Source organism: Bacteroidota bacterium, assembly GCA_039821555.1.
GTDB lineage: Bacteria > Bacteroidota > Rhodothermia > Rhodothermales > Rubricoccaceae > JBCBEX01.
This window is the reverse complement of sequence record JBCBNX010000034.1, coordinates 1-26,293: the sequence shown is the minus strand read 5'-3', so window position 1 is coordinate 26,293 and position 26,293 is coordinate 1. Positions and strand designations below refer to the sequence as shown.

Sequence of the window (26,293 nt, the reverse complement as noted above, 5' to 3'; positions counted from 1 at the left end):
GGTGGCGGAGGTCGTTGCGCACGAGGTAGGCGCGGATGTCGAGCACGATGGTGTCGTAGGCGCTCAGGTCGGTGGTGAGCGCCTTGGAGTCGAGTTCGGTGACGGTGAAGCCCATCGCGCGCAGGGCGTCGAGCGTGGCGTCGTCGTAGCTCTTCACGAAGCCGACCTGCACGTCCTCGGCGATCGCGATCTCGGGCATCACGCGCGCCTCGGCGCGGACTTCGTCGTAGGCCGTCCCCGCGGAAACACCTGCGGCCTGCGCTTCGACGGTGGCAACGAAACGGTAGAGGCCCGGTTCGAGGTCGGCTTTCGCTTCGAGCGCCGCCGCGTCGGCAGCGTAGGTGAAGCGGCCGTCGGCGTCCGGCGTCAGCAGCGTGTCGACGCGCCAGAACGGTCGGTAGCGTACGCGCGGGTCGGGCGTGTGGACGACGACGGAGGCAAATACGCGCACCTGCTCGATGGCCTCGTCGTAGAGCTGGCCCGCGACCGTGATCGGGTCGGCCCCCTCGCCCAGGCGGACGACATCGGGGAGGTCTTCGAGCACGACGGGCGGGGCAATCTCAACGGGGAGGTAGCCGGCCTCGGCAGCGTCGTCAAGCGCGAGTGTGATCGGGGGACTAGCGATGCGGCGGCGGTACTGCGCGCGGTACTTGGGGAGCGTCGGCTGCGCGTCGGCGGGCAGCACGAGGTCGAGCGTCAACGGCTCCCCGTCGTCGCTGGGCATGACCACCAACGTCGTGTCGATGGCTCCGCCGAAGGTGAAGCGCCGACCAGACTCGGGCCACTCGACGAGGCAGTCGCCCTGGGTCATCGTCACGCGGATCATGTCGCCAGGCACAGCGATGGCGGGGCTCGCTTCGAAACCAAAGCAGCCGCGTTGGGCTGCGCGGGCGTCGAAAAGCCCCCGCGTACGCCCCGAGTCGATCCGGTAGCGAAGGCTCGTCTGCGACGCATGCGGGTTCGGCGGCAGTCCGGCGGCGAAGTCGGTCGCATCCTCGGCAAGCGGAGCCACACCCTCGGCGCGGCGGAGCTCGACGAAGAAGGTCGAGTCGCGACGGAAGCGCGGGGCGAACTTGTCGAAGCCTTGCGAGCGGTGCTGCGCAGCGGCCCGCACGGCACGGTCGGCGGCGGCCTCGCTGAGCCTCGGAATCTCGGCACCAACCGGGATCGCGACGACGGCACCGGACACGTCTTCGCGAGCGCGGAGGTCGTCGCGGGAGCGCGCGCGCCAGTCGCGCAGCAGGAGCCGTTTTGGCTGCCAGAGGTCGACGCCGCCCTCGTCAAGCTGCTCGGGGTGGTACGAGGCATCGGCAGCCAGCGCGAACGCGTCGTAGGCGCTCAGGCCGACGACTTGGTGCTGACCGTGTTGGCGACGGGGGCCGGTCGTGAGCGTGTCGTGGTTGGTGAACAGGACATCCGGCTTGAGCTTGCGGATGTGGTAGACGAGGCGCGCCGTCACGGAATCGCGCCCACCCCATTTCTCGTACGACTCGTCAGCCGACTTCGAGTAACCGAAATCCTCAAAGTCGAGGAAGAAGACCTGCGTGCCCAGGATGCGTGCGGCGGCCTCCGTCTCGGCGGTGCGGATCGCGCCGAGTCGCTCGTAGAGGTCGGGGCCGATCTCGTTCTGGCCGCCCTCGCCGCGGTTGTAGATCACGCTATAGGCGACGGCATGATGCGCGTGGCGGTAGTGGGCGAGCGTCAGGCCGTCCTCGTCGTCCGGGTGCGCTGCGAGGTTCATCACCACGAGTGGGGTCATCGGCGCGGGTGGGTCGGGCAGCGGGAAGTCGCCTGGAATCGAGCGGGCGCAGCCAGCGAGGAGCACGCCGAGGCAGAGCAGGGACCCGCAGCGGAGGAGAGGCATGAGAGAGGCGGCGTGAGACGAACGAGAATGTGGCCGAAGTTAACCGCCGCTGTCTGGCCCAAGCTCCCGCCAACCGCTACCTTCTCGCACTTCGCACTTCGCACTTCGCACTTCGCACTTCGCACTTCGCACTTCGCACTTCGCACTTCGCACTTCGCACTTCGCACGTCTCGCTATGCCCCTCGCTGACCGCGCCTTTCTCTTCGACCTTCTCGGCACGCCCAGCCCGACCGGCTTCGAGGCCGCCGGCCAGCAAAAGTGGGCCGCCTACGTAAAGCCGCACGCCGACGCCGTCGAGGCCGACGCCTACGGCAACGTCTGGGCCACCGTTGAAGCGACGGAGGCCGACGCCCCTACCGTCCTGCTCGAAGCGCACGCCGACGAGATTGGCTTCATCATCAAACACATCGCCAAAGATGGCTTTATCTATGTGGACCGCATCGGCGGCTCCGACGCGGCCATCGCCCGCGGCAAGCGGCTGCATTTTTTGACGCCCGAGAAGCCGGTACTCGGCGTGATCGGCAACACGGCGATTCACCTGCGCGAGCGCGGCAAGGACGAAAAGGCGCCGAAGCCGCACGAGCTGTTCGTCGACATTGGCGCGGCAAGCCAGGAGGACGTGGAGACGCGCGGTCTGCGTGTCGGGACGCCCGCGGTCTATGTGGACCGCGTCGAGGAACTGACGCCGCAGCGGCTCATCGGGCGCGCCCTCGACAACCGGCTGGGCGGCTACGTGATCGCGCAGGTGCTCAAGGCCTACGCGCAGGAGTCGTTTCGCCCGGCACGGCTCGTCGCGCTCAACAGCGTGCAAGAAGAGATCGGCGGCCACGGCGCGCAGATGGCAGCCTACCGGCTCGACCCTGACGTAGCGCTCGTGATCGACGTGACGCACGCCACCGACTCGCCGGGCATCAAGGAGTCGCAGCACGGCACCGTGGCGCTCGGCGGCGGCCCGACGATCACGCACGGGACGGTCAACCACCCCGCCGTTGTGAAGCGTCTCATGGAAGTCGCCGCGCTCGACGACCTCGCTCTGCAGCACGAGTCGTCCAGCCGCTACTCCGGGACCGACACGGACGTCATCTTCAAGACCAAGACCGGCATCCCAAGCGCGCTCATCTCCGTGCCGATGCGCTACATGCACTCGACCATCGAGACCGTGGACGTGGCCGACATCGACGGCGCAACCCGGCTCATGGCGGGCTTCGTGCATAGCCTCAGGCCGGGCGACGCGTTCCAGGCTGTCACGCTGCTCTAGCCGCCCATGCCCGACTTCCTCTTCTGTGCCAAGTGCGGCTCCGACCGCATCATCACCGACGCAAAGACGCTACTGAAGGACTACGGTAGCACGGTCCAGGTGAGTGTGGACGCAAATCCTGGAGCCTTGATGATCAAGGGTACCGTACGAGCCTCGCTGAGCGCACACATTTGTGCCGCCTGTGGGTACACAGAGCTCTACGCCGACAATCTAGACGCGCTCTGGAATGCGCACGAGGACGCGAGACGAAAGCAGTGACGTGGCGCGGGGGCAGCCAGAAGCCGTAGTCGGGGCGCACATGAATCCGAACAGGCAGGAGAATCCGGTGGACCCTCTCCCCACAACCGACCCCGAGGCTACCCAAGTCGTCGTCGTGATGGGCGTCAGTGGTGCTGGCAAGACGACGGTGGGCCGTGCGCTTGCGAAGCGATTGGGCTGGGCCTTCGAAGACGCCGACGCCTACCATAACGACGCAGCCAAGGCCAAGATGGCAACAGGAACGGGGCTCACCGACGCCGACCGCGCACCTTGGCTCGACCGCCTGGCGGCTCTGATTCGCGCCCACGGCCGCCGCGGTACGCCGCTCGCGTTGGCCTGCTCGGCGCTGAAGAGAGCCTACCGAGAGGTCCTGGCTGAGGGGGAGCCGGACGTCCGTTTCCTGTGGCTCGACGTGGAGGCGGACACGTTGCGGGAGCGGCTGGAGCAACGCGCGGGGCATTTCGCGGGCGCCGACCTGCTCGCCAGCCAGATGGAGGCGTTCGAGCCACCCAGCTCGGAGGAACGTCGGGTGCTGCGGATCGATGCCGATCAGCCTGTGGCGGATCTGGTCGATCAGGCGAGAAAGTTGATCGGAGGCAGCTAAACCGCCTCCTTCTCCTCCGCTTCGAGGCGCATGAGGTAGTCCTCGATGCTGCCGACGGTGACGCGCGTCTCGCCTTTGACCCGCTTCGATTTGATGTCGCCGTGGCGGAGCAGCTTCTGCACTTGGTTGCGGTCGATCAGTTTGAGGATGCGCCGTGCCTCGGTGCGTGTGACCGTGCCGTCACGGTATTCCTCGGCAAAGTCGTTGAGCATCTCATGCGACGACGGCTGGATGTGGATCAGCCGCTGCTCCTCGTTGTCATCGGTGATGCCCCAGCCCAACTCTGCGTCGATGAAGCCTCGATCGGTCCAGCGCACGAGCGTCTGCTTCGAGATGTGCACCTCACGCGAGAGGTCGTCGAGGTCGAGTTCTATGGGATCGGGCGCCGAGGCAAAGAGTGACATGGAGGTAGATGGGCAACAGGGATCACAGAGACGTGATGATCTTGAACCAAGGCACCGCTCGATTGATCCTGGCACTTCAGCCTAGCCGTTCACGTCAGCCATCGTGTATCTCGTTGCCTATCTCGACGGTGACGAGCGAGCACGCCACCGTCTGCCCAAGTCCGCGCTTCAGGATCGGGTAGACCTGGGCCATCGCCACGGCGAGCGCGATCTCCACGGCCGCCTCGGCTCCGACGTTTTCTACCAGGCGCTCGCGCAAGTCCTCGGCCTTGGGCGAGCGCGCGGCCACGGCCTCGCCAAATCGCAGCGCGAGGTGCTCCGTTGCGCTGAGCGACGCGGCGTCGTCGGCCAGCGCGGCCCGCAGTGCCTCCGACGATGCACCCGCCTGGAGCGCCGCGTTGACGACATACTGCATACACGTCCCGCAATCCTGCACCCGTGTTGCGCCGATACGGGCCAGGTGCCACGCGTCGAGCGGGGCGTGCTTGCGGTGCGTCGCCGCAGGAATCGTGAGCGAGAACTTGGTAAACAGGCCCGACGATACGTCCGCCAGGCTCCGCAAATAATCAAGTTGCACGCCAAGCGCGTGTTCGTGCTGGACGATGGAGCGTTCAATCAGAGAGCGCATGAGAAAACCGAGGGTGCAGGGTCACGAAAGTCAGGCGGCACGCCACAGGTACCAACTCGCCACACTGCGGTATGGCTTCCAGGGTGCGCCCATGGCGGCTAAGCCTTTCGGTGAAGGCAGGGCGTCTAGGCCATAGGCGTTCATGGCACCGCGCTGCACGCCGAGGTCGGTCGTGGGCAATACGTCCGGCCGGCCGAGATTGAAGATGAGCAGCATCTGCACCGTCCACGGCCCGATGCCCCGCACCTGCGTGAGCCGGTCGATGAGGGCGTCGTCGGGGAGGGCGGCGATCTCGCTGGCGGGCGGGACGGTGCCGTCGAGGACGCGCTCGGCGAGGCTGCGAGCGGCGCGCTGCTTGGGGCGGGAAAGGCCCGCGCTACGCAGGGTCTCCTCGTCCATGGCGAGCAAGGCCGACGGGGTGGGGGTGTCGTCGGGAAAGAGTGCCCGGACGCGTCCGTGGATCGAGCTCGCTGCTGCCGTCGAGATCTGCTGGAACACGATGGCACGCAATAGCGCGGCAAAGGGCTCCGCAGCCCCGCGCTGTTCGAGGCGGCAGGGCCCGACGTGGGCAATCAGTTGGGCCATCGTCGCGTCTGCGTGCGCGAGATGCGCCATGGCGGCTTCGAGGTCGTAGGTCATGGTTAGAAAATCACCCCCACGCGGACAGGCACGGCAAACGTCGTGTTCTCCTCGCCGATGATGAGCGCCGGGTCGACCTCGAAGTAGAGTGACGTGTCGTTGAGTGGGGTCGCCCAGCCTAGGCCAAAGTGCAAAGCGGGTCCGCCCTCAGCGTCGGTGCCAGCGGTCAGCGCGGCGAAGTAGCCGATGCCGCCCATGAGATAGCGGTAGCGGTTGGCCGAGCCGCGCGTCGTGGTGACGATCACGGAGAGCTGCGGGTTGAACAGGTAGGCGGCATCGTCGCGGCCCTTGAACACGTAGCCAAACACGCCTGCGCCCGCCGCAAACGACAGGTCGGCGTTGAGCGGGAACGCCATCCGGAAGCGCCCGCCCACGCCGAGCCCTTCGGTCACGATGTCTTGCGAGGGCGGCGTGAGGAGCGCGTCGAAGCCTGCGCCGAAGCGTACGGGCGATTGAGCGTGAGCATGCGGGTTCGTCCAACAGAGGCTCAGCGCAACGGAAAAGAACAAGACAGCAGCGAGGCGGAAACGCATGGCAGTCGATGGTGTGGAGGAGGGGCGGGGAGCGGCGTAGGGGAAAGGCGCGTGAGGACCCATCAGGGCTGGAACGCAGGGGCAAGTTCGTACATTCCTGCGACATCCTCAGCGGCCGATTCTGCTGCGAGACGAGCCGCCCCTACGTGGGTGCACGTCACGCGCCCTCGACCCATTTCCCCCGAAAGATTTCCGTTCGCATGGCTGACCTCCAGCAACCCTCCCTCGTCGCCGCTCAGGGTGACGGTGCCCCCGTGGACGCGCCCGCGCCAGGCTCCTTTGCACACCTCGGCATCACCAACGGCACGTACGACCCCGCCGCCTACGACGCGCCCGACCACTACGCCATCGACGACCTCTTGACCGACGCGGAGAAGGCCCACCGGGACCGCGTCCGGGCCTTCGTTACCGCCGAGGTGCTCCCCGTCATCGAGGAGCACGCGCAGGCGATGACCTTCCCGCGCCACCTCGCCAAGCGCTTTGCCGAACTCGGTGTGATCGGCCCAACGATCCCGCAGGAGTACGGCGGCCTCGGCGCGTCGAGCAACACCTACGGCCTGATGATGCAGGAAGTCGAGCGCGCCGACTCCGGGCTCCGCTCGTTCTGCTCCGTGATGGGCTCGCTGGTGATGTACCCGATCTACACCTACGGCTCGGAGGAGCAGAAGCAGCGCTGGCTGCCGAGGCTCGCTAAGGCCGAGGCCTATGGTTGCTTCGCCCTCACCGAGCCCAACGTCGGCTCGAACCCGAACGCGATGACCACGCGTGCGGTGAAAGACGGCGACGAGTACGTCATCACCGGCCACAAGCGCTGGAGCACCAACGCCTCCGAGGCCGATGTTTGCGTCGTCTGGGCGAAAGACGACGACGGCCATGTCGGCGGTTTCCTCGTCGAGCTTGATCGTCCGGGCGTCACGGCGCCGCGCATCATGAACAAGTGGAGCCTGCGCGCGGCCATCACGAGCGAGGTGCTCTTCGACGGCGTCCGCATCCCGGCGAGCAACCGCCTCCCGAAAGCGCGCGGCCTCAAAGCGCCGCTCTCGTGTCTCACCCAGGCACGCTTTGGCATCGCCTGGGGCACGCTCGGGGCCGCGATGGCGTGCTATGACGCCGCCGTGCAGCACGCGACGACGCGCCGTCAGTTCGCGAAGCCCATCGGCGGGCACCAACTCATCCAGGGCAAGCTAGCCGACATGCTGACCGAGATCACGAAGGCGCAGCTCATCGCGTGGCGTCTCGGGGTGCTCAAAGACGCGGGCACGATGCGTCCGCAGCAGGTGTCGCTCGCGAAGCGCAACAACTGCCGCATGGCTCTCGACGTGGCGCGTGCTAGCCGCCAGATCCTCGGCGGCAACGGCGTCCTGGGGCTCTACCCAGTCATGCGTCACATGGCCAACTTGGAGTCGGTGGTGACCTACGAAGGCACGGACGAGGTCCACACGCTCGTGCTCGGTCAAGACATTACGGGCTTGAACGCCTTTGTGTGAGCGCCGGCCTCGAATGACGTTTGACCTCGACGAGGCGCTCGGCCTGCTCGCCCGCACGCCCGCGGTGCTGGACACGCTCTTGAGAGGCCTCCCCGAGGCATGGCTCTTGGCCAACGAGGGGCCTGACACGTTTAGCCCGTTCGATGTGGTCGGCCATCTCATCCACGGCGAGGAAACCGACTGGGTCCCCCGTGCTCGCCGCATCCGCGAGCACGGGGCCACCGTTGCCTTCGAGCCGTACGACCGCTTCGCCCAGGCCGAGCGCTTCCGAGGCGCGACGCTTCCGGCGTTGCTCGATCACTTTGCCGGGCGCCGCACAGCCAACATCGCTACAGTCCGGGGATGGCGGCTCACTGCCGAAGACCTCACTCTCCTTGGGCTGCATCCCGATCTGGGAGTCGTGACACTGCGCCAGCTCCTGGCTACCTGGACGGTGCACGACCAGAGCCACCTGGCTCAGATCGCGCGGGTGATAGCGAAGGCCTACGCGACCGAAGTCGGACCGTGGGAAGCCTACCTCGGCGTGCTGCATCGCTAGGCAGCAGCCCGGCACTAGGGATTCCAGCCGCGATCACTGCGGCGATCATCGCGGCGCCGGTCGCGCCGGTCGTCACGCTGGTCGCGCCTGCGGTCGTCACGGTAGCGGTCGTCGCGCTGGCGGTTGCGGTCCCACCGCTCGTAGCGGTCACGGTGCTCCCAACGGTCGTGGTCGTAGAAGAAGTACCGGTCCTGCACAAGCCGATTGAACGCGCGGCGCTGGCGGCCCGTCAGAACGCGAGCAATGCGGTCGTCCGTGCGATTCCAGAAGCGGCGGCCCAGGCGCGTGCGCTCAGCAGAGCGACGGGGGAACGGGTAGACCAGGCGGCGTCCGTGACGCTGTGTAGCGCGGAGCGTACGGTCCACGAGCACGTCGAAGACGATGTGCTCCTGGCGACGCGTCAGCCCAAGTGCGAAAGCGAGGCGTCGCGTGTAGCGGTCGGCGTCGTATTGCACGCGGGAGAAAAAGCGAGGCGCGTCGAAGGTGTCCACGCTGAGCAGCGCTCCCGAATGCGACTGGCTCGGGGCCAGGGCAGCATGTGAAAGCGGAGCAGCGAGGAGCAACCCAAACGCAACGACAACGAAGCGGTAACGGAGAACCATGGTGGGAGCCGGACGAGCCAGCGGCTGGTGAATGGAGCAACCGAGGATTACCGGGTGATGGCAGTAGGGCCGCTGCTCCCCACGGAATCGTCACACTTGCTCCGAGCGCGCACGCGTCGTACCGTCGTGTAACTCGCATTGACCCACGCCGTACCGTCGGCCTCTCCGTTCATCCGCTAGGCCCTCATCATGGAAGATGTCCTGTTCATCATTTCCTTCTTCTTGATCCTGCCAATTGTGGTGTTCACCTTCGCCTATCGCGTGCGTAAGCTGAAAGCGGAGGAGCGGATCGCGCAGGCGCAAACGCAGCGGTTCGGGGCCGTCGACAGCGAGGGGCTCCGGATGAGCGAGTTGCAAGCGCTCATCGACGATGCGGTCGACGAAGCCACCGCTCCGCTCTATGACCGCATTGAAGCGTTGGAGGGGCGCGATCCTGCCCGCCGTGACCCGCTCACGGGCGATTTCCTCGATGACAGCTATTTGGCACCCAACGGACCTGTCGCTCCAAAGACCGTCGGGCGCTCGCGCTCCTAGGGCCCTTCGTCGCTAGATCCTTCGTCGCTGAATACCCGTGCCACGGTCCGTCCGCCCCGACCACGACGACGCCTTTTGGAACGCCCTGGCTAAGCGCGACTGGCGACGGTCACGCACCGCCCCCGTCGACGCGGTCTGCCTCGCGTTCGGCCTGCCGATCCAGCGGGCCGGGACTTACTACCGACGCCCTGCCTATACAGACGGCACTGCGTGGCTCAGCCAGCAGGCCTACGACACGATGATGCGGCGCACGCGAGAGGAGCGCGGGGCAAGGACTGTCCGGGGCAACAGACAGAGCGACGTGTAAGCCAACCCGTCATCCCTTCGTGACGATGGGGAAGAGACAACACGGACGAGACGACAACGCAGCCAGACCGCCACGGCTTCGTGACAACTACCATAGGTGGGGTCCGTTGATTGGAAGCGCATGCAGCCTGATCCACCAACGCCCACACAACGATGAACCATAATCGATCCATCCGGTCGCTCCTCCTCCTAGCCGTCCTCGCCGTCGGGATCAGCCCAGTCCTCGCTCAGGACGCCCAGCGCCGTGGTCCGCGTGACGATGCCTCGCCTCAAGAGCGCCTCGAACGGCTCGCCGACCACCTCGAACTCTCAGATACACAGCGCGCCGAGCTGGAGCCGCTCCTCGAAAGCCACCATACGGCTATGCAGGTCATCCATGAAGACAGCAAGGCCTTGCGCCAGCGGGTCCGGGACGGCGACCTCACGCAAGAAGAGGCGCTAGCCCAGCGAGGCGACTTCGAAGCGCGCATCCAGGCCGAGCGTGAGGTGCTGGCACAGGCCGCCGCGCCCATCCTCAGCGATCAACAACAAGCCAAGCTTTTCGAGATGATCGACAAACGCCAGAGCCGGCGCGGGGATCGCCGAGGCGCGCGCCGTGGTCAGCGCGACGGCGGCAGTTGATCAGGTAGTCTCCTCAACCCTGTCAGTTGGCATGAGAGGGTGAGAGCGCGGTTGACTGCGGCTGGCCGCGCGCTCGTTGCACGGGCAGGAACCGGCGGAGCCATTTGCGGAGCAGCGACGTTGGAGATGACCTTGGGGCCGGTTTCGCGTCGCGGCTAGAGCAACAGCGCCGATGAATCACTAGGTCCTGGGCTCCCGACCGTACCCCGATTGGCTTCGCTGTCTGTGCACCTCCATCTCCTCCGGTCGGCACTGCTCGTCCGGCTACGCGATACCGCTGATCCGTTACCAGGACCGCACGCTCAAGCCTTGATGGCCCCGATGCAGGAGCGCCAGAATCCGGCGCTGATCAATCCTCTTGGGAAAACGTGTCGGAGTGCCGCCGTGCTCATGTTGCTCTACAGCGACGCTGACGGCCACGCGCGATTCGTCCTTACGCAGCGTCCCGAGACCATGCGGGACCATAGCGGCCAGATATCCTTCCCGGGCGGACGCATCGAAGCCGGAGAGACCGCCCTCGGTGCGGCCCTGCGCGAGACCGAGGAGGAAGTCGGCGTGGCCGTAGCCGAAGAGGCCGTGCTGGGCCCCTTGTCGGGCCTCTACATTCCGCCGACTCGATTCTGTGTGACCCCGTTCGTCGCAGCCCTGGATGACCGCCCGGACTTCGCTCTAAACCGCATTGAGGTGGCCCGGCTCATCGAAGCGTCTGTGGCCGAGTTGCTCGACCCTGACAACGTGCGCACGACCGTTCGCCACATCCGCGGGGTCGACTACGAAGTGCCCTATTTCGCGCTCAGTGGCCACGTCGTCTGGGGGGCGACGGCCATGATGCTCGCCGAATTCTGTGAGGTCTTGCGCGTGGCCTTCAGCGACTAACGGTGCGGCCCTTCCACGTGTAGCCGCCCCACGCACCGAGTGTTGCCATGGCGACGATGTAGAGCGGATGCAGCGCCTGCGCGGGGAGGAACCACCGGAGGAGGTGCTCCCGACGAAAGCGCCGCGCGAACGGCGCCAGCAGCGTCCACTCGGGCAAGAGCTTGAGCGCCCAGGCGCCCGCAACGGCGGGGCCCAGCGCAGGCGCAAACGGCAAGGCGACACTAAGGCCGATGAGCAGGACGAAGAACGAGAAAATAGCCACGCACATCGCCACGAGGACCGGATTGGGGTAGTGCGCCCCTTTTGACGCCCAGCGTGCGCGCTGCGCCACGAAGGCACCCAGCGAGAACATCGGCTCCGTCACGACAGCCGCCGCTGGGTCGTTGCAAAACCGCACCTGCCAGTCGGTCTGGTCAGCGATCTTTTGCATCAGCAGCTCGTCGTCCCCGCTTGTGAGGTGGTCGATGCCCTCGAAGCCACCCAATGCGTCAAACACGTCGCGGCGGTAGGCCACGTTGGCGCCGTTGCAGAGGGTAGGACGCCCAGCGCCGATCGCCCCGGCTCCCACGGCCACGAGTCCTAGAAACTCTAGGGCCTGCATCTGGAGGAGCGGAGCGCGGTGCGTGGTATAGAGTACGGGTCCCGATACGAGCGCGACGCCTGGCTCCTCCTCGGCGAGCGGATCGCCCTGTGCTACGACAGCGCCGAACGCCGAGGCCATCGTGCGAATCCAGGTCGTCGGCACTTCGCAGTCGGCGTCTGTCGTCAAGATCACCTCGCCGCGAGCGTGGGCGATGCCCTTCTCGATCGCACGCTTCTTGTGGGCGCGCTGCCGTTCCAGGTTCTCCGGCATCTGAAAGAGCCGCAGGCGCAGGCTCGGCGGTTCGTCTTCCTCCTCCTCGAAGCCCGCCAACACGGGCATCACGTGCAGCGCATCGACGCGCTCCTGATCGATACGGCCCTGGACGATCTCGGGCGTCGCGTCGTCGGAGAGGTCATCCACGACGATTAACTCGAAACGGTCGTCCGGATAATCATTCCCCAGGATGGCATCGATGCAGGCCCCGATACAGTCTGCCTCGTCGCGGGCTGGGACGATCACGCTCACGAACGGCAGCGCCGCGTCGGAGGGCACGTCCTCAGCCTGCCGCAGCACGCGCCGATAGCCCACCGAAAACGCACCGATGAGCAGCGCATAGATGCCCGCCAGGCCGAGGAATACGAGCGATAGCACGGTCACGAAGCCGCCTGGGCAGTGGAATTCGCCGGGTCCAGCACTCCCTCTTCGGCTCGAACACGCATCCGCATCACGAGCGGTAGCCCGACGAGTGCCGGTAGAAACAGGTTGAGGGCCGCGAGGCTCAGTGCGCCATTGAACGCAGCAGCTTCCGCCACGCCAAGAAAAGCGAAGAAGTAGACCGCGGCCCCCTCACGGATGCCGAGATCCGCGAGCGTGATGGACGGGATAGCGCTCTTGGCGAAGAAGACCAGCGCAACGGCGATGTATCCATAGAGCAGAGGCGTCGTGGCGTCGAACGCGCGAACGAGTAGCACGAACTGGGTCGAGAACACCACATAGCGTAGGGCCGACAGCCAAAAGAGCGAGCGCGCATCGGCGCGGTTGAAGCGGCTCAGGATCCGCAGCAGCGTCTTGAGGCGGCGCGAGGGCGCCAGGCTCACCAGCAGGTTGTGCGTACTGCGAGGGTGGAGCAGGAAATACAGAAAGAGGGACGTTGCGACTACGCCGAGAGCAAGCAGCGTCGTCCAGGCGAACGTGTCAAGTCCTGCCTCAGTGAGCAGGAACAACGTCAGCGCAGCCAGCCCGAAGACGAGGCAGCATGCCAGCGTCATCATGCGCTCGGCGAACGTCAGCGCAGCCAGCTGCCAGCGCCCGGCATGCCTCAGGTAGAGCGCTCGCCCGACATAGTCGCCAACGCGCCCTGGCGTGAGTAGGCCGATGGGATAGCCGCTCAGCACCGCGCCGATCGATTCGCGCTGCGTGACGCGGGGAGCAAGCCGCTTCACGAGACGGTGCCACCGATAGGCTTCCAGCCAAAGGTTAAGGGGGACAAGGGCAGCGGCGGCTAGCGCCCAGCCCGGATGTGCCGACCTCGCAGCCTCGGCAATGGCCTCCCACTCGATCAGCCGGATGAGTAGCGCAAGTGCCGCCCCAGCGAGGACAAGCCTAAGCAGATAGCGCAGGGAAGAGCGAAGCACGGAAACGGGGTGGGGTAGAGGGGAAGCGCCCGTCGGGTGGTGCAGGAACGGTCACCCGAAAACGAGTCGGCATCGCAACAAACTACAGGCCGTCAGCGGAGCGGTGAGCGAAAGCGCCGCAAATCGTACACCAGCCTGATCTCCGAGGCAAAGGCCCCCTCGGTGCCGATGGAAAACTGCGCCGTGAGAATCAAGTCGGAGCGGCTGCGGTCGAGCAGCGTGCCGCCGATCATTAGGACGGGCCGGAGCGGCACGCGTCCTTCTTCGGCGAAATCGTCGTCGAAGGCAACGCGTGTCGTGAATTCGTCCTCGATGCGGTTGTACACGTTGCCTAGCTGAACACCGAAAAACGCATCGGTCTCGTAGGCATCCGTCACGAGGTCGAGCAGAGAAGGCACGGGAAATCGGTAGGAAAAGCTGGCGACAAACGCGTCGAGGCCGGTCAGCCGGTAGCGGCCGAAGGCGCCGAGCATGCGGTAGTCAAGGACGGCGAGGTAGTAGAACGGCAGGTCCTCGACGGAGGCGCCGCGCCGTGTGGCCACATGAGCCGAGGCTTGAACGACGTGATGTTGAAATGCTGGCACGAGGTCGGCGACGGGGAAAAAGCCATACAGCGTTGCCGAGGCCTGCCAGAATCCGAGTCCGCTCCCATCGATTGCCACGTAGCGGCTCCCCGACACTTGGGCGAGCCAGCCGTGCCGGGCATACTCGGCGGCATCGCGCGTGTCCACCCCAAGCGAGAGGCCGAGGTAGGCTCCCATGCGGTCTTCGTCCCGTGCGGCAGCGACGCTTCCTTGCGAGGCTGGGTCGAGCCGGAGCAGGGCCTCAGCGTCCTCCGTGATCCGACCGACTCGGTCCCAGCGCACGCGCACGAACGGCTGCACGAGTAGGCCTGTGTGCGCAAACGCGTATGCGCCGAGCAAGGCCTCGGCATCGAACGAGGTGTGTTGGAAGCGTACTCCGAGCGTGTCCGACGTGCGGCCTCCCGTCCCGAAGAAGGGCTGCTGCGTCGTAGTCCTCGCATAGAGCCCAAGCATACCGTGCACGCGCGAGCGATACGGGCTGGCCGTGTACACCGACAGCGCGACCCGTTGATAGCGCTGTGCGACGACCGCCCCAGCCCGCCACTCCGAGCCCGGCCAGCCCAGGTGCCGCGCCGATACGTTCCCGCCGACCCCGAAACCGCGACGGGGCGAGTAGAGCGCACTCAACTCGGGCGAAAAGCGCCACACGACCGGGGCACGGGTCGTATCCGGAGGCGTGCTAGACCTCTCGACCGGCGTCACGGCCAGCGCACGAGCCGGAATCGCTGCGGCCAAGCTGGGAGCCTCGGTCAGAGAGCTGGCAGCGAGTAAAAGGGCGAGGGTGGCGAGGAGCACGAGCAGGGTGTATGCGATACAGCGACAAGGTAGTCATCGGCTCTCGCCCTGGAAGCACGAACGCTATCTTCGAAGAGAAGCCACCATCCATCCGACGTTCACCATGCGCATCCTAGTTGTTGGAGGCGGTGGGCGCGAGCACGCCCTGTGCCATGCCCTCGCCCAGAGCCGTCACGCCCCCAATCTCCTCTGCGCACCGGGCAACGCCGGCACTGCTTCGCTCGCGGAAAACGTCCCCGTCGCCGCCGACGACGTCGAGGGCCTTGTCGCCCTCGCGGAAGCGCGAAGCGTGGACCTCGTCGTCGTCGGACCAGAGGTGCCCTTGGTGAAGGGGCTGGCCGATGCCCTCGGCAGCGTCGGCATCGATGTGATCGGCCCCAGTGCGGCCGCTGCACAACTCGAAGGGTCGAAAGCCTTCGCGAAGGCGTTTATGGACCGCCACACCATTCCCACGGCCCGCAGCCGCACCTTTACCACAAATGACTACGCCGAGGCCTGTGCCTATGTCGAAGCGCATCCGTTGCCACTCGTGCTAAAAGCCGACGGCCTGGCAGCGGGCAAAGGCGTCCTCATTCCCACGACGCGGGAAGAGGCGCTCGCAGGCCTCGCACACATCCTCCGCGACAAGGCGTTCGGTGAGGCCGGCGCCAAGGTCGTGGTTGAGGAGTTCATGGAGGGCGAGGAGGCGAGCGTCTTCGTCCTGACAGACGGGATGGAATACGTCCTCTTTGCACCGGCCCAAGACCACAAACGCGTCGGTGACGGCGACACCGGGCCGAACACCGGGGGCATGGGCGCCTACGCGCCTGCACCCGTCGTCACCCCCACGCTGCTCGCGCAGATCGAGGCGCGCATCGTCGAGCCGACCCTGAAAGGCATGGCGAAGGACGGTACACCGTATCGCGGCTTTCTCTACGTTGGCCTGATGGTCACCGCAGACGGCCCCAAAGTGGTCGAGTATAACTGCCGCCTCGGCGACCCAGAGACGCAGGTGGTGCTTCCGCTCCTGAAGACCGACCTCGTGGACTTGCTTCGCGCCCAGCACGACCACCTGCTCAGCGAGATCCGTGTCGCCATGCACGACGGCGCAGCGGCCTGCGTGGTCGTGGCGTCGGAGGGGTACCCTGGGCCGTACGAGAAGGGCTTGGCGATCGCTGGCCTGGAGAATGGCGATGCAGACGGGGATACGATGGTCTACCACGCAGGCACGTGCCGGACGGACGACGGGACCCTCGAAACGAGCGGCGGTCGGGTGCTCGGCGTCACGGCCCGGGGCGCGTCGCTGCAGGACGCTCTCGACGCCGCCTACGCGCGGGTCGGCACGGTGTGCTTCGACGGTCTGCAGTTTCGCCGCGACATCGGACAGAAGGGGCTGCAGCGCCCTGCTTCGTGATGGTGCGTGCTACGCCAACCACTCTACAGCCTGCTCAAGTGCGACGAGCCGTAGGCATCCTTTGGGTGCTCGCCTTGGTGGTGTGTCTGGCCTCGGCATGCACGGCGTCACCAGACGGAAGAACCCCGGCGGCACCGGACGGAGCCACGTTGACCAAGACGGACACCGTCATGACTCGAATCGCCACGTTTCAAGACGCGACCTCGCTGAGTGCAGACCCAGCAGGGCGGCTCTACGTGGTCGATGCTGCGACGGCTACCGTGACGGTGCTCGACGCTGCTGGCACGGTCCTGACCACCCACGGCGGGCCCGGTAGTGGCGACTACGGCTTTTTCGAACCGGCCGATCTCGACCCGACGAACGGGCTCGCGTTCTTCGTGGCGGACCTCGGCAACCAGCGCGTGCAGCGTTTCGAGCGCGACTTCCGGCTCGTCCGGTCGATCCCCGTCGAACTCCCAGGCGACGACGGGCCGTCCGAGCGGGTCGAGGATCCCATTCCGGGCGACCCGTCCGCCGTTGCGTTGAGCCCCACGGGCGACCTCTACATCCTCGACGCGCGTAGCCGGACCGTGCTCACCCTCGACCAGGAACGTCGCTTCGAGCGGACGCTCGGGGGTCTCCGCGCCCCGGTCGACCTCTCCGTTGGCGACGACGGGACGCTCTACGTCGCGGACCGCGGGCGCAGCCGGCTGGTTGTCTTCGACACCTATGGCTTCCGCTTGCGCACCATCGACCTCCCCGTGCCTCCCGAAGCGGTCGCGTATGTGCAAGGCCGCCTCCTCGTTGCAGGAGCCGACCGCGTCGTGCTCATCTCCAGCGACGGCGATGTGCTCGCGACGGCCAGGCCTGACCCGATGCCGCTCGTCGGCGCGACGCTCGTGGGGACGACGCTCTACGTTCTGACTGCGCAGGCGCTGTACCGGCTTCCGAGTGCGTTCGGTCGTCCCGACTAGCGAATCCAGTATCCAATCACGAACGGTCCGAGTCCCGCGATCAGCGCCAGTGCGAGCAGGCTCACGATCGTGCCTGCCATCACCATGTCGCGGGTCGTCAGTTCGCCCTGGGCGTAGGCGATCGCATTGGGCGGCGTGCTGACAGGAAGCGCCATGGCCGAAGAGGCAACCAGTGCGATGCACAGGGCCACTTCGATGCCCGACGCCGGGTCGCCCGTCGCCATCGCCAGTGAGATACCGATAGGGAGCACGAGGTTGGCCGCGGCGGTGTTGGACATGAACGTGCTCAGGACGAGAGTGCCCGCAGTCAGGATCAGTAGCGCAGTGGCTCCGCCCGTAGGCAGCGCTTGCACGAGGGCTACGTCCAGACCCGTGAGCCGCATGCCGACACCTAAGGCAAGACCGCCTGCGATGAGGACCAGCACGTTCCATTGCAAGGCGTCGAAGTCGTACCGGTTGAGAACGCCGAGCGAAGTGAACGCGACCACCGGGAGGAGTGCGACCACGGCGGTAGGCAGCCCATGCCAGGGCTCAGCGAGCCACAGCGCGATCGTGCTCAACGCTACCGCGAGCACGACATAGCCCCGGCCGGTGAGCCGGCTTGTGATGGGTTGCAGGTGAAGCCCTGCCGTCTGGGCGGGATAGAGCCGCTGGATCAGCAGCCACGCTATGACGAGAAGCACTGCGCCGAGGGGCACGGCGATGAGCATCCACGCACCAAACGATATGGCGAGACCGGATTCGGCGAGGACGCCCAGCGCCACCGCGTTCGGCGGCGAGGCAACGGGTGTGCCCATGCCACCGATGTTGGCCGCGAACGGCACCGAGAGCAGTAGGCCACGGCGCACCGGGTCGTCCTTCGGGATCTGCACTAGCATCGGCCCGACGAGCGTGATCATCATCGCCGTGGTGGCCGTGTTGGACATGAACATGGAGAACGTGGCCGTGGCGATCATGAGCCCGAGCATGACCAGGCGCGGGCGGCCTTGAAAGAGCCGCAGCACGAGGCTGGCGAGGCTGGCGTCGACCCCCTCTTTCACGGCGGCTCTCGCCACGATGAAGCCACCCAGAAACAGATAGATGATCGGGCTGGCCAGGGGGGCGAGAAATGTTTGGTAGGGCGGTGTCTCTGCTCCTGTAAAACCCAAGCCCGGCCAGTCGCCTGGGTTAGCCAGAAGCACCACTTCCAGCGCGATCACCAGCAGAGCCGTGGCGAAGAGTGGCAGCGCCTCGGTGGTCCACAGCAGGGCGGCTAGGACGAAAATGCCCGCCATCAGACGGGCTTCGCGGGGCAGTGCCTCCGGCACAAACTGTGCGGCCCCGACGGCGACGGCGCCCGCAAATAGCACGCCTACCGCTTGCTGGACGCGCAGCTTGGACCCCGGAATACGAGTCCGCAGCAGCCGCTGCGCATGCGCAATTTCGAGGCGCACGTGGGAGCGGCCAAATCGAAGCCAGCGCCCGAGGCGCGAGGAGGAGGGAATAAGGCGGGGCATCACGGGAGCGAGGTGGTTGGCACTGAACCGCTCGCAAAGTGCACCACGGGCGAAGGCCTCCCCAAGTGAAGCTCCAGCAAGGCACCCCGCCTCACTGTGTAGGGCCAATCCCCACGAGGGTCAGTCTGATCGACCTCTCGGGAGCACCCGTCAGTCTATCCACTCGACGGCGTGGGGGGCGGCCACCACCGATTGGGCAGCGAGGTCGGCCACGCTGGCCCGAAGCCGGTTGATGGCCGAGCGGCCGCGGCTCGGCCAGGTCCGGTTCGTGAGCAGGACCACGAACAGCTCTTGATCTGGGTCGATCCAGAGGGAGCACCCCGTGAAGCCCGTATGGCCGAAGCTGCGAGGCCCAAAGTGCTGCCCAGCCGAGGAAAAGCCCTCGCCAGGGGGGCGGTAGGCCATCCACCCCAGCGCCATCGGGAACGCACCGCGAGGCGAGACCCGCTCGATAAAGGTGTTGAGCGTGGCCTCGGAGAAAAACCGGCGACCGTGCGCGATGCCTCCGTTGGCGAGCATGAACGCGAGCGTACTCAAGTCCTCGGCCGTCGAGAATAGCCCGGCATGCCCGGCCACCCCGCCCAAGATCGATGCCGTCTCGTCGTGGACCTCGCCTTGCAGCAGGCGGCTGCGGAAATTCCGGTCGATCTCGGTGGGCACGACGGCCTCGTCACGGAAGCCTACCGGCCGAAAGCCTGTGCTGGTCATGCCGAGCGGCTCGAAGACGGCTTGGCGCAGAAACTCGTCGAACGGCAGCCCGCCGATGGCTTCGATCACGTCGCCGAGGACGATCATGTCGAAGTCGCTGTAGCGCGTGCCCTGGCCGGGGGTATAGCGCAGCGAGTCGGCGTAGATGAACGCGCGGACCGAGTCGGGGTCGGTGATGCCGTGGGTGTGGAACGGGTGGAAGACGCGTTGCCCGCCCTGGTGGGCGAGGAGTTGGCGAACCGTCACGATGTCCTTGCCGCCGGCCCCGAAGGCCGGGATGTAGTGGGCCACGGGTGCGTCGAGATTGAGCCGGCCTTGGTCAACGAGCATCATGGCCGCAACCGTCGTGGCCGCGACCTTGGTGACCGATGCGAGGTCGAACACGGTATCCGTTTCGATCGATCGCTGGAGGACGGGGTCAGCGAAGCGCTCGCCATACGTGAAACGCCCGTAGCTCTCTTGTTTTACGAGCACCCCAGCTCGTCCAATGGCCAGCGCTGCGCCTGGAAACACCCGCCGGGTGACCGCTTCCTGCATCGTGAGATCGACGGCATCTAGGGAGTCGGCAACCATGCCGACGTCGTCGGCGGTGCCGTCGCGTAGGCGCGCCTGGGCCACCAGAATGCCATCCCCGACCGCGTGCAGCCCAGGGATGTCGATGGGGAGCGAGCCCTGGATCGGGTAGAGGCCAACGAGCGCATCAGCGACCGCCTCCTGGACATAGTCTCGTGTGTCGTAGGCGGCCAAAAACCCGGCGGGCTGGTCGACGCCGAGCAGGACGTACGGATTGCCAAACGCGGCGAGCACGACGGGCGTCTCGGTGCCAACGAGCCGGTTGACGAGGGCTTGGTGCCGCGACGGCAGCCCGATGCGACCGCTGTAGTTGCGCACCTGCAAGTGCGTCGAGAGAACGACGACATCGTGCTCGGCGGCAAGCCGGGCGAGGGCCGCATGGTCCGCGTCTGAAGCCCCACGCCGGGCAAAGCGGTAGGTGGCCTCTCCATCAAGTACGACGGAGAGGCGGTTGGCTAGCGGTCGCCCGACGGAAGCACGGCTGCCGTCCGAAACAGACACAACGAGAACACGCTGATCTGTACGCAGCGGGAGTACGTCGCCCTCATTGCGGGTGAGCGTGAGCGCGCGCTGTACAATGGTCCGAGCCAGTCGAGCGTTGCGTGCGAGCAACGACGTCGAAGGTGCGGCCAGCGCATCGACATCAGGGCGAGGGGGCGTGCGTTGAAGCAGAGCGCGTGTGCCCCATGGATAGCCTTCGGCGTCGGTCGGCGTGCCCGAGACGGGGATAGGAAACGCCTCCTCACCAGGTTCTGTGTTGGCGGGCGGTGCAGATTGATGCAACCCGAGCCACTCCTTCATGCGAAGAATGCGCCGGACCGAGGCGTCGATGCGGTCTTCCGCGAGTCGACCTGAGCGTACCGCTGCCAGCAGGGCGCGCTTCACGGCGCGCTCGTCCCGTGTGAGAATGAGTTGGTCGGCCCCGGCTTCGACGGCGCGGACGGCAGCCTCGCCCGGAGCGTAGTGCTTGGCAACACCCTCCATGTTCATCCCATCGGTCACGATCAGGCCTTCGAACCCCAGTTCCTCGCGGAGGACGCCGGTCGTGATGGGTTTCGAGAGGGTGGCAGGCGTGTTGGGTCGATCGTCGAGGGCCGGGAGCGCAAGGTGGCCCGTCATGACGCTCATCACGCCAGCCGCGACGCCCTCGCGGAAGGGCATCCACTCGGTCGCGTCGAGACGCTCTCGGCGAAACGGGAGCACAGGCAGGTCGGCGTGGGAATCGACCTGGGTGTCGCCGTGGCCGGGGAAATGCTTGAGCGTGGCGACGACACCGCCATCCTGCAACCCCTGGGCATAGCCGATGACCATCCGGCTAGCCGCACGTGGGTCGGCGCCGAACGCCCGCACGTTGATGATCGGATTGCGCGGGTTCGTGTTCAGGTCTGCGACGGGCGCATAGTTCTGGTGGATACCCAGCACGCGCGACTCGGCTGCGATGCCGCGCCCCATGGCATAGGCCAGGGCCGGGTCGCCGGTGGCTCCGAGGGCCATGGCGTTGGGGAAGCGCGTTGTGCCGCTCGTCCGCATGCCTGCGCCCGTCTCCATGTCCTGCGCGATGAGCAGCGGGATGGCCGCACGTTGCTGAAGTCGGCGAGTCAGTTCTGCTTGATCGTTGGCGTTCCCTCGAAAAAACAGCAGGCCGCCAACGCCATAGTCCTCCACCCGGCTTGTGAGCCGTCGGAAGTGACCACCGGAGAGGTGATCGGGCCGCCCATGCGCGTCGGTGAGGATTAGCTGGCCGACTTTCGCGTCGAGTGAGAGCGTGTCGAGCACGGCATCGGCCCAGGCGCCGGTGCCCGGCCAGGGGTCCTGCGAGACCACGTCGCGGCTGCCGCCCGTGTCCTCGGGCCACACGACCAGCAGCGGGAGTGCAAGGACGAGCCAGAGCAGCAGGCGCATGGGTGAGGAGCGAAAACGGGTGGGAGGGTGCCGCAAATTACGCGGCACCAACAAGGTGCGCAGCCTTCATGCCAGAACGGCGTCGGACAGCTACGGTCGAGGGAAAACCACCCAACAGACGGCTCGGATCCTCCCTACTTGCTGCGCATCGGAGGTCGCGCCCGAGGAGCGAGGAGCGCCGGAATGAAAACGGACACGCCACTCAGCGAGGCGTGTCCGCTCGGTTCGCTTCGTCGCTGGGACGAGCCGCTTAGCGCGCCACGACAAAGCGGCGGGTTTCTACAAACGCCTCGCTCTCCACCCGGACGAGGTAGACTCCGGCAGAGAGGCCCGACATGTCGAAGGGCATCGTGATCGTGCCGAAGGCGCTCCTGTTTTCGACAACCGTGACCGTGCGTCCGAGCGCGTCGTAGACCGTTGCACGGACGGACGTCGGCTCGGTGAGGCGCACTTGCACCCGCGCTTCGGAGGCCGTCGGGTTGGGCCACACCGACGAGACGGTGATTGTCTCGGGTGTGGCGCCGTCCTCGGCGGACACGACGCCGCTGATCTCGAACGTCTCGGCCGTGGCGGTAAAGAACGGAGCCCCGACAGCGCGTACCATCAGGCGGCCCTCGTCGGTGGGCGTGAGCGGCATTGTCACCGTCTCGGTGCCATCGTTCGCGACGTTCTCAGCAACGGGCTCCCAGGTCTCGCCGTTGTCGGTCGAGACCATCACGTCTACTGTGGCGGCTCCAGCCTCGGCGTCGTCGGAGCCTGCAACGTTCCAGGTGACCTCGACCGGCTCGCCGGGCGCATAGACCACGTCCTCCCCTACAGACGTAATCTCAAAGAGCTCGTCGGAATCGATGACTCGCACGCTGGTTTGGGCAACAGATTGGGCACCGCCCCCGCCAAGGTTATCGCGTACGGTGACCTGGAACCGATACGTAATCCCAGCTTCGAGCGGCTCTTCGTCCCGGAGGGGACGGTTGATCAGGAAGCGGTCGAAGTCGGGGACGATCCGGGACGAAGACGGGTTTGGGTCAAAGGCGCGGACGAGTGGGATGGCCCCCGTACCGTTGCCATAGGTGTCCAGCTGCTCCCAGGCGTAGGTGAGCGTCGTGCTCGAATTGTCGCTGGCCTCGCTTTCGAGCGTGAGAAACGCGCCCGGTGGGATCGTGACCACGGTCTCCGCCGTCACCACGGGTATGTCGTTGTCGATGGGTGTCTCGGTGCCACAGTCTCCCTGGGGGCCGCGAACGTAGCGATTCATGAATTCGATGGAGGCACCGTGGAAGTGGTAGCCTACTTGCTCATCCACGCGGCGGTAGGTCGCGAAGTGGGGATACGACATGATGGTGTAGCCGGGGCCAGGCTCTACGCCGAAGAATGCGGGGTCGAAGTCGGAGGACGGCTGCACGAACGCATGCGGCGCGCCGAGCTGATGCCCGAGTTCGTGCGGGAAGACGAGCAGATCGAATGGGGTCGTCTCGTTGCCCACGCCCGAGTAGCCGAAGGACTTCAAGCCCGATACGCATATGACCCCGAGATCAGCGAGGCCGCCGCCTTCGTCGAAGGAAATGAGGTGCCCGAGGTCGTAGTTCTCGTCGCCGATGATGGCATCGATGTTGGTCTGCGCCTGGTCGAGCAACTCGCCTCCGGTCGTGGTGTACGGGTCCGTGTCCGGGTCGTCGTAGACGAGGAGGTCATTGTTCTCGACGAGCTCAAACCGGATGGCCATGTCGCGCTCGAAGATGGCGTTGACACGGTTAACGCTCGCGGCGATGAACGCGAGGGCGCGCGAGGCGCTGCCCCGGGCACGCCGCTGCGTGTACTCACCACGCACGGTCACAGCGAGGCGGTATGTACGCAGCGTCTCGCCAAAGGACGCAGCGTTTCGGGGCGACGCCTTCGGGGGCACGTTGTCAACCAAGAGCACATCGTCGGTGATCGACTGCATGACGATGTCTGGAATCCGCATCGCGGAGGGGCGGAAGACCGCGTGGTGCTGTGCCTGCCGCGTGACTGGCGCGGCAAGGGGCTCGATGACGAGGGTGCCCGCCGCGTCGTACAGCAAACCCGAGAGCCCCTCAGGCGTGAGCGAGAGGCGGCCGTTTGCGGGTCCTTGGACCACGTAGGTACGAATCTCTGGGTAGCGCGCTTGCAGGCCTGGGGCAAGCACGGGCGCCTCCGTCATCGTGACCTCGTGGGCACCTCCTTCCGGCATGGGGAGCCGCATCGTGAAGGGGGCACGGGAGGTGGCCTGGTCGGCCAACGCCGTGTTCATCGCGGCGACGTCGATGCGCACCGTCCGATAGTCCGTCAGATCGGCACGGATGGGAGCCTCGGAGGCGGGCGCTTCGACCCACAGCGTCGGCTGAGCGAAAGCGGGGACGGCAAAAAGAGCGAGGAGAAGCGTACAGAGTCGAGTCATGTTCGCAGAGGGGCGCGTGGTGGGACAGGGTGATTCCGTGAAGGATATGAGTGGTACCCGACGACGCTCGCCTACACCCAGCCCGCGCGTGAGCCAGGGCCAATGACGAAGCGGGGACCACATCTCTAAGGATCCGCAAAGCACGACCGCCTAGCGGGGCAAATCGAGCGGACTAGCCGTCCCTTTTGCAATCCCCCGATGGGTCGGTTAGATTTTGAGCCCCCCCTAAAGTATCGCTCCATGGACCAGGACGGTCGCACGTACAGCATCGGCGAGGTTGCGAAACGCACCGGCGTGAAGGCGCACACGCTGCGCTACTGGGAGTCCGAGTTCGACGTCCTCCAGCCCGCCAAGGACGACATGGGCAACCGGGTCTACTCCGAGGAAGACGTGGCCCTCGTCGAGCGAATCCAATTCCTCCTCTACGGAGCGAAGTACACCCAAGAGGGAGCTCGGCAGGTGCTTCACGGGCGGTTGAGCGAGACCGACACCGACACCCTGCCGCCGGATCGCGCGTCCCTCTGGGCGCTGCGTGGCTTTCTGGTAAAGCTGTTGCAGGACCTCGGCGACGCGCCGTAGTTTGCTCGTCCTGTGTTCGCCATCCGTAACCCCACGGCGGCGCAGTGTAGTTCGGGATGTGGCGCAGCCCGGTAGCGCACCTGCATGGGGTGCAGGGGGTCGCAGGTTCAAATCCTGTCATCCCGACTTTCGCCCGGCTTCGCTGAGAGTGACCTCAGAGAAGCCGGGCTTTTTTGTGCGGACGACGGAGCCCATAGCCGCGATGTCGTGGGCCGGGGTTGTCTTTCCTACGTCGGGCGCGGTGCGTATTCTTGCAGGCGCTCCCCACCGTACCACCAAACTTATGCCCGAGGTACCATCCGGCTCCTCTTTCGAGGCTGATCTCCGCGCCCTCCGAGAGGAGCGCGGCTTATCAATCGCCGACATCGAGCGGGCCACGCGCGTGCCAGCTGACGTGGTGCGTCGCTTTGAGAGCGGAGTGCTGATGCAGGATCCTGACTACAGTGCGGTATACCTGCGCGCGTTCGTGAAAGCGTACGCCGAGGCACTCGACCTATCGACAGCGCGTGTCCATGAGGCGTTCGAAGCATCACGCAAGGGGGCCTACGCAGGAACCCTCGCACCCACCCATGAGGCCGACGAGATCGAAGCGGCGACAGAGGCCAACACGGACGCGTCAGCTGCAACGGCCGACACTGCAACGGCCGACACTGCAACGGCCGACACTGCAACGGCCGACACTGCAAAGACGACCGTCTCAACCCCGACAAAGAAGGGCGCAGCCCCGCACACGTCGGCATCACCAGCGTCCCCGGTAGAGACGGACAAGAGGGGCGCGCGCTCGTCTGACACACTGCCCACCCCCGCGGCTACGAGTGCGTCGGAGTCAACGTCCAGGGCCGCGGAGACAGCCCCGATGGTGGAAGCACTGGCGACCAAGCCCGCGCCTGATACTGCGACGGCCACGCCGCAACCGCCACGCCGCGGCAGCGCGCCCTCGACGCTGTCGAGTTCGAACCAGTCGTGGGGCCTCGTCGTGGGCATTGCTGTGCTGTCGGTCTTGGCGCTCAGCGTCGTCTTCTGGCTCATTTTCCGCAACCCCACGCCTGACCTTGAGCCCGTGGCGGCTGCACCGGTCGTCGACACGACCGCGGTCCCGGACAGCGCGGCAGCGGCTCGCCCTGCTAGACCCCCCACTCCCCAAGTCGGCGACTCGATTCGGGTCACCCTGATTGCAGCTGAAGGACCGCTGCAGAACTTCCGTGTTCAGGCCACGCCCGATATCCGGCGCCCATATTGGGTGGAGCAGGGGAGCGAGGTCACGTTTACGAGCCTGACGGAGGTCGTTGTGTGGGGCAATGAGACGGCGAGCGGCTGGCGCATCGACTCGGAGGCCCAACTGCGCATCGAAGGGCTCACCTACGCCCCTGCAGACGGGGCCGTACAGCGGTTCACGAGGGCACGCGCCCAGGCCGTCGTCGACTCGTTGCATCGTGCGCAACATGGCGACTAGGCACTGTCTGGATATTCGCGCAGGTAGCGCTCCATGATCGCCAACTGCACCATCGCTCGATAGCTCCCCGCC

The 26,293-nt window shown here is 66.2% G+C and carries 25 protein-coding genes and 1 tRNA gene; 14 read left to right on the top strand and 12 right to left on the bottom strand.

The features are described 5' to 3' along the window. The coding region (locus tag AAFU51_18550) for a PIG-L family deacetylase (GenBank protein MEO1573253.1) at positions 1-1,864 on the bottom strand (1,864 nt) is incomplete at its 3' end. A 175-nt stretch (positions 1,865-2,039) separates the two neighbouring features. On the opposite strand from AAFU51_18550, the gene AAFU51_18545 reads away from it, so the two are divergent. From AAFU51_18545 to AAFU51_18535, 3 genes are all read left to right on the top strand, one after another. Further along, the gene (locus tag AAFU51_18545) at positions 2,040-3,122 is read left to right on the top strand and encodes a M42 family metallopeptidase (GenBank protein ID MEO1573252.1); all 1,083 of its coding nucleotides are present in this window, start codon (positions 2,040-2,042) and stop codon (positions 3,120-3,122) included. Positions 3,123-3,128: 6 nt separating this feature from the next. After that, positions 3,129-3,380, top strand: a complete 252-nt coding sequence (locus AAFU51_18540) for a hypothetical protein (protein MEO1573251.1) — start codon at positions 3,129-3,131, stop codon at positions 3,378-3,380. A gap of 67 nt (positions 3,381-3,447) precedes the next feature. After that, entirely contained in the window at positions 3,448-3,984 is a 537-nt protein-coding gene (locus tag AAFU51_18535) for a gluconokinase (protein ID MEO1573250.1), read from the top strand. On the opposite strand, the gene AAFU51_18530 is transcribed toward AAFU51_18535, so the two are convergent. The 4 genes from AAFU51_18530 to AAFU51_18515 all read right to left on the bottom strand — a co-directional run bounded on the left by AAFU51_18530 (position 3,981) and on the right by AAFU51_18515 (position 6,188). Next, positions 3,981-4,388 carry a hypothetical protein gene (locus tag AAFU51_18530; GenBank protein ID MEO1573249.1) on the bottom strand — a complete coding sequence of 136 codons (408 nt, stop codon included), beginning with the start codon at positions 4,386-4,388 and terminating at the stop codon, positions 3,981-3,983. The genes AAFU51_18535 and AAFU51_18530 overlap by 4 nt on opposite strands. A 94-nt stretch (positions 4,389-4,482) precedes the next feature. Further along, complete coding sequence (locus AAFU51_18525; protein ID MEO1573248.1) at positions 4,483-5,016, bottom strand: hypothetical protein; 534 nt, start codon at positions 5,014-5,016, stop codon at positions 4,483-4,485. Between the two features lie 30 nt (positions 5,017-5,046). Further along, positions 5,047-5,655 (bottom strand): DNA-3-methyladenine glycosylase, encoded by a 609-nt coding sequence (locus AAFU51_18520; GenBank protein MEO1573247.1) that lies wholly within the window; start codon positions 5,653-5,655, stop codon positions 5,047-5,049. Positions 5,656-5,657: 2 nt separating this feature from the next. After that, positions 5,658-6,188, bottom strand: a complete 531-nt coding sequence (locus tag AAFU51_18515) for a hypothetical protein (GenBank protein ID MEO1573246.1) — start codon at positions 6,186-6,188, stop codon at positions 5,658-5,660. A gap of 200 nt (positions 6,189-6,388) precedes the next feature. Here AAFU51_18515 and AAFU51_18510 point away from each other — a divergent pair, with 200 nt between their 5' ends. Both AAFU51_18510 and AAFU51_18505 read left to right on the top strand, forming a co-directional pair. Then, positions 6,389-7,675: an acyl-CoA dehydrogenase family protein gene (locus AAFU51_18510; GenBank protein ID MEO1573245.1), complete on the top strand. Its 1,287-nt coding sequence runs from the start codon at positions 6,389-6,391 to the stop codon at positions 7,673-7,675. Between the two features lie 13 nt (positions 7,676-7,688). Further along, a complete protein-coding gene (locus AAFU51_18505) occupies positions 7,689-8,213 on the top strand; it encodes a DinB family protein (protein ID MEO1573244.1) in 525 nt (174 codons plus the stop codon). 14 nt (positions 8,214-8,227) lie between these two features. On the opposite strand, the gene AAFU51_18500 is transcribed toward AAFU51_18505, so the two are convergent. Beyond that, on the bottom strand, positions 8,228-8,815 hold the full coding sequence (locus tag AAFU51_18500; GenBank protein MEO1573243.1) for a hypothetical protein: 588 nt from the start codon (positions 8,813-8,815) through the stop codon (positions 8,228-8,230). 189 nt (positions 8,816-9,004) lie between these two features. Here AAFU51_18500 and AAFU51_18495 point away from each other — a divergent pair, with 189 nt between their 5' ends. From AAFU51_18495 to AAFU51_18480, 4 genes are all read left to right on the top strand, one after another. After that, positions 9,005-9,349: a hypothetical protein gene (locus AAFU51_18495; GenBank protein MEO1573242.1), complete on the top strand. Its 345-nt coding sequence runs from the start codon at positions 9,005-9,007 to the stop codon at positions 9,347-9,349. 37 nt (positions 9,350-9,386) lie between these two features. Beyond that, a complete protein-coding gene (locus AAFU51_18490) occupies positions 9,387-9,656 on the top strand; it encodes a hypothetical protein (GenBank protein MEO1573241.1) in 270 nt (89 codons plus the stop codon). 152 nt (positions 9,657-9,808) lie between these two features. Then, positions 9,809-10,276, top strand: a complete 468-nt coding sequence (locus tag AAFU51_18485; GenBank protein ID MEO1573240.1) for a Spy/CpxP family protein refolding chaperone — start codon at positions 9,809-9,811, stop codon at positions 10,274-10,276. Positions 10,277-10,666: 390 nt separating this feature from the next. After that, a complete protein-coding gene (locus AAFU51_18480; protein ID MEO1573239.1) occupies positions 10,667-11,152 on the top strand; it encodes a CoA pyrophosphatase in 486 nt (161 codons plus the stop codon). Here AAFU51_18480 and AAFU51_18475 read toward each other — a convergent pair. The 3 genes from AAFU51_18475 to AAFU51_18465 all read right to left on the bottom strand — a co-directional run bounded on the left by AAFU51_18475 (position 11,142) and on the right by AAFU51_18465 (position 14,748). Then, positions 11,142-12,392 (bottom strand): glycosyltransferase, encoded by a 1,251-nt coding sequence (locus AAFU51_18475; protein MEO1573238.1) that lies wholly within the window; start codon positions 12,390-12,392, stop codon positions 11,142-11,144. The genes AAFU51_18480 and AAFU51_18475 overlap by 11 nt on opposite strands. Next, positions 12,389-13,369 (bottom strand): lysylphosphatidylglycerol synthase transmembrane domain-containing protein, encoded by a 981-nt coding sequence (locus AAFU51_18470; protein ID MEO1573237.1) that lies wholly within the window; start codon positions 13,367-13,369, stop codon positions 12,389-12,391. Before AAFU51_18470 ends, AAFU51_18475 begins: the two co-directional genes overlap by 4 nt. Before the next feature lie 92 nt (positions 13,370-13,461). Next, complete coding sequence (locus tag AAFU51_18465) at positions 13,462-14,748, bottom strand: hypothetical protein (protein ID MEO1573236.1); 1,287 nt, start codon at positions 14,746-14,748, stop codon at positions 13,462-13,464. Positions 14,749-14,851: 103 nt separating this feature from the next. Between AAFU51_18465 and purD the strand changes: the two genes are divergently transcribed. Together purD and AAFU51_18455 are read left to right on the top strand one after the other, a co-directional pair. After that, positions 14,852-16,141, top strand: coding sequence for a phosphoribosylamine--glycine ligase (purD, locus tag AAFU51_18460; protein ID MEO1573235.1), 1,290 nt, complete (start codon positions 14,852-14,854; stop codon positions 16,139-16,141). Between the two features lie 170 nt (positions 16,142-16,311). Next, positions 16,312-17,094, top strand: a complete 783-nt coding sequence (locus AAFU51_18455; protein MEO1573234.1) for an NHL repeat-containing protein — start codon at positions 16,312-16,314, stop codon at positions 17,092-17,094. Here AAFU51_18455 and AAFU51_18450 read toward each other — a convergent pair. The 3 genes from AAFU51_18450 to AAFU51_18440 all read right to left on the bottom strand — a co-directional run bounded on the left by AAFU51_18450 (position 17,091) and on the right by AAFU51_18440 (position 24,189). Beyond that, positions 17,091-18,590, bottom strand: a complete 1,500-nt coding sequence (locus AAFU51_18450) for a DASS family sodium-coupled anion symporter (protein MEO1573233.1) — start codon at positions 18,588-18,590, stop codon at positions 17,091-17,093. The genes AAFU51_18455 and AAFU51_18450 overlap by 4 nt on opposite strands. A 150-nt stretch (positions 18,591-18,740) precedes the next feature. Continuing rightward, positions 18,741-21,773, bottom strand: a complete 3,033-nt coding sequence (locus AAFU51_18445; protein ID MEO1573232.1) for a glycoside hydrolase family 3 N-terminal domain-containing protein — start codon at positions 21,771-21,773, stop codon at positions 18,741-18,743. 250 nt (positions 21,774-22,023) lie between these two features. Further along, positions 22,024-24,189 (bottom strand): reprolysin-like metallopeptidase, encoded by a 2,166-nt coding sequence (locus AAFU51_18440; protein ID MEO1573231.1) that lies wholly within the window; start codon positions 24,187-24,189, stop codon positions 22,024-22,026. A gap of 240 nt (positions 24,190-24,429) precedes the next feature. Between AAFU51_18440 and AAFU51_18435 the strand changes: the two genes are divergently transcribed. The 3 genes from AAFU51_18435 to AAFU51_18425 all read left to right on the top strand — a co-directional run bounded on the left by AAFU51_18435 (position 24,430) and on the right by AAFU51_18425 (position 26,221). Further along, complete coding sequence (locus AAFU51_18435) at positions 24,430-24,768, top strand: MerR family transcriptional regulator (GenBank protein MEO1573230.1); 339 nt, start codon at positions 24,430-24,432, stop codon at positions 24,766-24,768. A 52-nt stretch (positions 24,769-24,820) separates the two neighbouring features. Then, positions 24,821-24,894 (top strand) — tRNA-Pro (locus tag AAFU51_18430). Positions 24,895-25,051: 157 nt separating this feature from the next. Further along, a complete protein-coding gene (locus tag AAFU51_18425; GenBank protein MEO1573229.1) occupies positions 25,052-26,221 on the top strand; it encodes a helix-turn-helix domain-containing protein in 1,170 nt (389 codons plus the stop codon). Positions 26,222-26,293: the final 72 nt, after the last annotated feature.